The sequence below is a fragment of the Microbacterium sp. genome, from assembly GCF_030149085.1.
Classification (GTDB): Bacteria; Actinomycetota; Actinomycetes; order Actinomycetales; family Microbacteriaceae; genus Microbacterium.
On the sequence record NZ_JASBSF010000138.1, the window covers coordinates 1 to 4,702 of the forward strand.

5 protein-coding genes and 1 pseudogene are annotated in these 4,702 nt (G+C 69.8%); 4 read left to right on the forward strand and 2 right to left on the reverse strand.

Annotated features, from left to right (window positions below; genetic code table 11):
- On the reverse strand, positions 1-975 hold a 975-nt coding region (locus Q1V87_RS05685), incomplete at its 3' end, for an o-succinylbenzoate synthase (protein ID WP_300591218.1).
- Between the two features lie 81 nt (positions 976-1,056).
- Between Q1V87_RS05685 and Q1V87_RS05690 the strand changes: the two genes are divergently transcribed.
- On the forward strand, positions 1,057-1,860 hold the full coding sequence (locus tag Q1V87_RS05690) for an LLM class F420-dependent oxidoreductase (protein ID WP_300591219.1): 804 nt from the start codon (positions 1,057-1,059) through the stop codon (positions 1,858-1,860).
- Between the two features lie 12 nt (positions 1,861-1,872).
- Here Q1V87_RS05690 and Q1V87_RS05695 read toward each other — a convergent pair whose 3' ends face one another.
- Positions 1,873-2,277, reverse strand: coding sequence for a glucose-6-phosphate dehydrogenase (locus Q1V87_RS05695; RefSeq protein WP_300591220.1), 405 nt, complete (start codon positions 2,275-2,277; stop codon positions 1,873-1,875).
- 125 nt (positions 2,278-2,402) lie between these two features.
- Here Q1V87_RS05695 and Q1V87_RS05700 point away from each other — a divergent pair, with 125 nt between their 5' ends.
- The 3 genes and pseudogenes from Q1V87_RS05700 to Q1V87_RS05710 all read left to right on the forward strand — a co-directional run.
- Positions 2,403-3,305, forward strand: coding sequence for a 1,4-dihydroxy-2-naphthoyl-CoA synthase (locus Q1V87_RS05700; RefSeq protein WP_300591221.1), 903 nt, complete (start codon positions 2,403-2,405; stop codon positions 3,303-3,305).
- A gap of 21 nt (positions 3,306-3,326) precedes the next feature.
- Entirely contained in the window at positions 3,327-4,454 is a 1,128-nt protein-coding gene (locus tag Q1V87_RS05705) for an AMP-binding protein (RefSeq protein ID WP_300591222.1), read from the forward strand.
- 104 nt (positions 4,455-4,558) lie between these two features.
- Positions 4,559-4,702: pseudogene (locus tag Q1V87_RS05710) on the forward strand (1,4-dihydroxy-2-naphthoate polyprenyltransferase); the annotation flags it as partial.

Consider the following 4,702-nt stretch of genomic DNA (forward strand, 5'->3'; position numbering starts at 1 on the left):
GAGCCGATCCGCCCACCACTGTCCGCGGTCGGCGGGCGCGGCGTGCTCCGTCACCGCTGACTCGTCGACCTCGGGTCGGCGGACGGGAATGGTCCCGTGTTCCGCGCGTAGCGGCTGCCTCGTGACGTCGGCAGCGAGCAAGGAAGCGGTGCCCAGGCCGCAGTCGTAGTCGAGGTCGGGAAGGGCCGCGGCCAGCGCTGCCCCCATCGCCAGCCCCACCGAGGTGTCAAGAGCGCTCGAGACGACGACCGGGAGCCCCGCCTCGGCGACGATCGAGAGTGCGCGGTGCACCCCGCCCAGCGGCTGCGCCTTGATCACGAGCAAGTCCGCGGCGCCCGCCCGCGCTACTGCGAGCGGGTCATCTGCCTTGCGCACACTCTCGTCGGCGGCGACGGGCACCCCCATGTACCGGATGCGGCGCCGAAGCTCCCGCAGCTCATCGATGCTCGCGCAGGGCTGCTCGACATACTCCAGGTCGAACTCGGCGAGCGCGTGGACGGCGTGCTCTGCCTCGTCGAGATTCCACGCTCCGTTCGCGTCGACGCGGATGCGGCCAAGCGCCCCCATCGTCTCGCGCACCGTCCTCACCCGGGCCACATCATCGGCGAGCGTTCCGCCGGGCTCGGCAACCTTGACCTTCACGGTGCGGCATCCGTCGAAACGCGCGAGCACCGCGGGTATGGCATCCGGTGCAACGGCGGGAACCGTCGCGTTCACGCGGATCTCGCTACGTCGCGGCACCGGGGTGCTGTGCCAGCCGAAATCGATGGCTGCGGCAAGCCAGGTGCTGGCTTCGGCATCGTCGTACTCCACGAACGGGGAGAACTCGGTCCAGCCGGCCGGACCACGTAGCAGCATCGCCTCGCGGTGCTCGATGCCGCGGAACCGTGTCGTCAGCGGGAGGGAGACCACGCGTGCGCTCTCGAGCAGTTCGTCCAGCGGCGGAATCGATGGCAGGTGCGAAGCGGCGACCATGCTCTCATCCTGCCCGCAACAGGGCCCCACGGCATCCCGCCGCGCGGGCCCCGAGCGCCGACGCGTCCGTAGGCTGAAGGCATGGTTCTTCTCGACACTCCGGTCCGGCTCGGCGTTCAGGTGCGCCCCCAGCACGTCACCTACCCCCAAATCCGCGACGCCGTGCTCTGGCTCGAGGACTTCGGCGTCGACATCGCCTTCAACTGGGATCACTTCTACCCCCTCAGCGGTGACCCTGATGGCGCGCACTTCGAGTCCTGGACGATGCTCGGCGCGTGGGCTGAACAGACCGAGCGCATCGAGTTCGGCGCGCTTGTCAACTGCAACAGCTACCGCAACGCCGACCTGCAGGCCGATATGGCGCGGACGGTCGATCACATCAGCGCCAAGGGCGGCGCTACCGGTCGGTTCATCTTCGGCACCGGCTCGGGGTGGTTCGAGAGGGACTACCTGGAGTACGGCTACGAGTTTGGGACCGCGGGTTCGCGCCTCGACGATCTCGCCGAGGGGCTCCGCCGGGTCGAGGCGCGGTGGCAGGTGCTCAACCCGGCGCCGACCCGCAAGATCCCGGTCATGATCGGCGGTGCCGGCGAACAGAAGACCCTTCGTCTGGTTGCCCGCCACGCCGACATCTGGCACAGCTTCGTGAAGCCGGATGCCGTCACCAGCAAGCTCGGGATTCTCGAGAAGTGGGCACAGCAGGAAGAGCGCGACCTATCGAACCTCACGGTCTCGAACGAGATCGGCGCGCGCGGCGTAGCCGAGGTTGACGCGCTCTATGACGCCGGGGTGCGACTGTTCACGCTGGGACTCGACGGCCCCGACTGGAACTTCGACGCCGTCAAGCAGTGGGTCGCGTGGCGGGACGCCAAGAACGCGGCGTGATCGGCGGATCCGTCAGCCGACCGGCTCTCCGCAGACGCCGCAGATGCCGCTCGGTGGCACCTCAACGAAACAGTTCGTGCACACGGCTGCAACCCTCTCGGGCACCGACGGTGTCGCTCGGGTGGAGCGGGGTGCTCGCGGCGTCGTGCTCTTTCGGGCGCGTGCGGCCGGCGGAGCCGAGACGGCCGGCGGTGGCGCGACGGCGGGGCGATGCTGGAGGCAGTAGAGCCGCACGAACCCGGCGTGGTTGTTGGGATGCCTGTGTTTGACCGCCCACAGCTCGGTGCGCTCCTTCGGCGGTTCGTCAGCGGGGCATCGCGCGCAGCGGCTCGCCTCACCGGGCATCGCCTCGGAGGCCAGGACCGGGGTCTCGAACGGGAGGGCATCCCGCCAGTCGGACGATGTCCTGATCTGCATCCGTATCTCTCCTCGCGGTCGCCCTTCCAGGCTACCCGGGGAATCGGCGGGTCGACGGGACGGGGAGTGACCGGCGAGCAAACGGCGGCTGACGGCATCCGTGGCCGCCCGCGTAGGCTGGTCGCGTGAGCGTTTCCGAGCTGTTCGACCCGGATGCCTGGGTTCTCGCCCCCGGTGCCGAGGGGTATACCGACATCACCTCCCACGTCTCACCGGACGGCAGGATCGCCCGAATCGCGTTCGCCCGGCCCGAGGTGCGCAATGCGTTTCGCCCCCACACGGTCGACGAGCTCTACCGTGCGCTCGATATCGCTCGGCAGGATTCGCGGATCGGCGTCGTGCTGCTGACGGGCAACGGCCCGAGCCCGAAGGACGGCGGCTGGGCATTCTGCTCGGGCGGCGATCAGCGCATCCGGGGCCGGGACGGCTACACCTACGCCGCCGACGACGCGACGGCACCCGACCCGGCTCGCGCGGGGCGCCTGCACATCCTCGAGGTGCAGCGGCTCATCCGGTTCATGCCGAAGGTCGTCATCGCAGTGATCCCGGGCTGGGCTGCCGGGGGCGGGCACTCGCTGCACGTCGTGTGCGACCTGTCGATCGCCAGCCGCGAGCACGGCAGGTTCAAGCAGACGGATGCCGACGTCGGCTCCTTCGACGCGGGCTACGGCTCGGCGTACTTCGCACGGCAGATCGGCCAGAAGTTCGCGCGCGAGGTCTTCTTCCTCGCTGAGGAGTACTCGGCGCAGCGTGCGTATGAGATGGGCGCGGTCAACCGCGTCGTCGACCACGCCGACCTCGAGCGGGAGGCGATCGCGATGGCGCGCACGATCCTCACGAAGTCGCCGACGGCGATCCGGATGCTGAAGTTCGCCTTCAACGCCGTCGATGACGGCCTCGTCGGCCAGCAGGTGTTCGCAGGAGAGGCGACGCGGCTCGCCTACGGCACGGAGGAGGCCGTCGAGGGCAAGGATGCGTTCCTGCAGAAGCGCGATCCCGACTGGTCGCCGTATCCCTGGCACTACTGAACCCGCTCCCGGACGCCCGTCGTGACGAACCGAGTGCAGGATGACACGCCGCAGCCGGGGCTCTGGCGGCTCATTCGACTGAATTCATCCTGCGGTCGGAACACGGAAGCGCTCCTCACGACTTTGCGCGACGCGCTCGCCGAGACACCGGACGCTGGTCCCGAGCCGGCAGTGATCGTCGAGACGTCGGGGTCGTCTGGCTACCCGAAGTCGGTGGTGCTTCCGATCAGCGCGCTGCGCGCCAGCGCCGAGGCTACCGCGGAACGGATCGGGTCGGGGTCCTGGGTGCTCGCGCTCGAGCCGACGTACGTCGCGGGGCTCCAGGTGCTTGTCCGCGGCATCCTGGCGGGCACGACGCCAGCCGTCATCCCGCCCTCGTTCACCGCGGCGCAGTTCCTCGAGGCTGCCGCGGGAATCCGGGCTCCCCGCTACACGTCTCTCGTGCCGGCTCAACTCACTCGGCTCCTGGACGCCGCGGGCGACCCCGCGGTGGCCGACTGTTTGCGGGGGTTCGCGGCGATCCTCGTCGGCGGGCAGGCGTTGCCGGCAGCCGAGGCAGATCGTGCGGCAGCTCTCGGCATTCGGATCGTGCGAACCTACGGGTCGAGCGAGACCAGCGGCGGATGCGTGTACGACGGCGTGCCGCTGGCCGGAGTGAGTGTCCGTGTCGAGGAGGGCGAGGTGCAGATCTCGGGCCCGGTCCTCGCTGCCGGCTACCTCGACGATGACGAGCGCACCGCGCAGGCTTTCGTGACGGATGCCGACGGCACCCGCTGGTACCGCACGGGCGACGTCGGCGAGTTCGACGGCGTGCTCCGGGTGACCGGGCGCCGCGACAACGTCATCGTCAGCGGTGGCGTCAACGTGTCGCTCGATCGCGTCGAGCGCGTCGTCCGCACGGTCCCGGGACTGGAGGCTGCGGTGGTGGTTCCCGTGGCGGATGCCCGCTGGGGGCAGGCTTCCGTTGTCGTCGTCGAGGGGGACCTCGCTGCCGCGGATGACGCGCTCGCCGAGGCCCGCCGACGCGTCGAGCGCGAGATCGGTGCCCCCGCGCGGCCCCGCGACATCGTCAGAGTCGAACGGATGCCTCTCTTACCCTCGGGCAAGCCTGACCGCATCAGGCTCCCCGCGCAGATCACGACGCTCTAGGATTGCTCCCCGTGGCAGCACCCTCCAAGAAGAAGCGTTCGCGGTCTCGTACGAAGCCGCATCCCAGCTCCGCGAACCACGCGCGCCGCGACCATCGTTCGCCGGTGGCCGCCCCCAAGCCTGCGACCCTGCGTGACTGGATCGGCGCGGCGCGGCTGCGCACCCTCCCGCTGGCTGTCACCCCGATCCTGATCGGCACGGGGGCTGCGCTTCTGATCGAGCGTCCGATGCACTGGGTCATCGCGCTG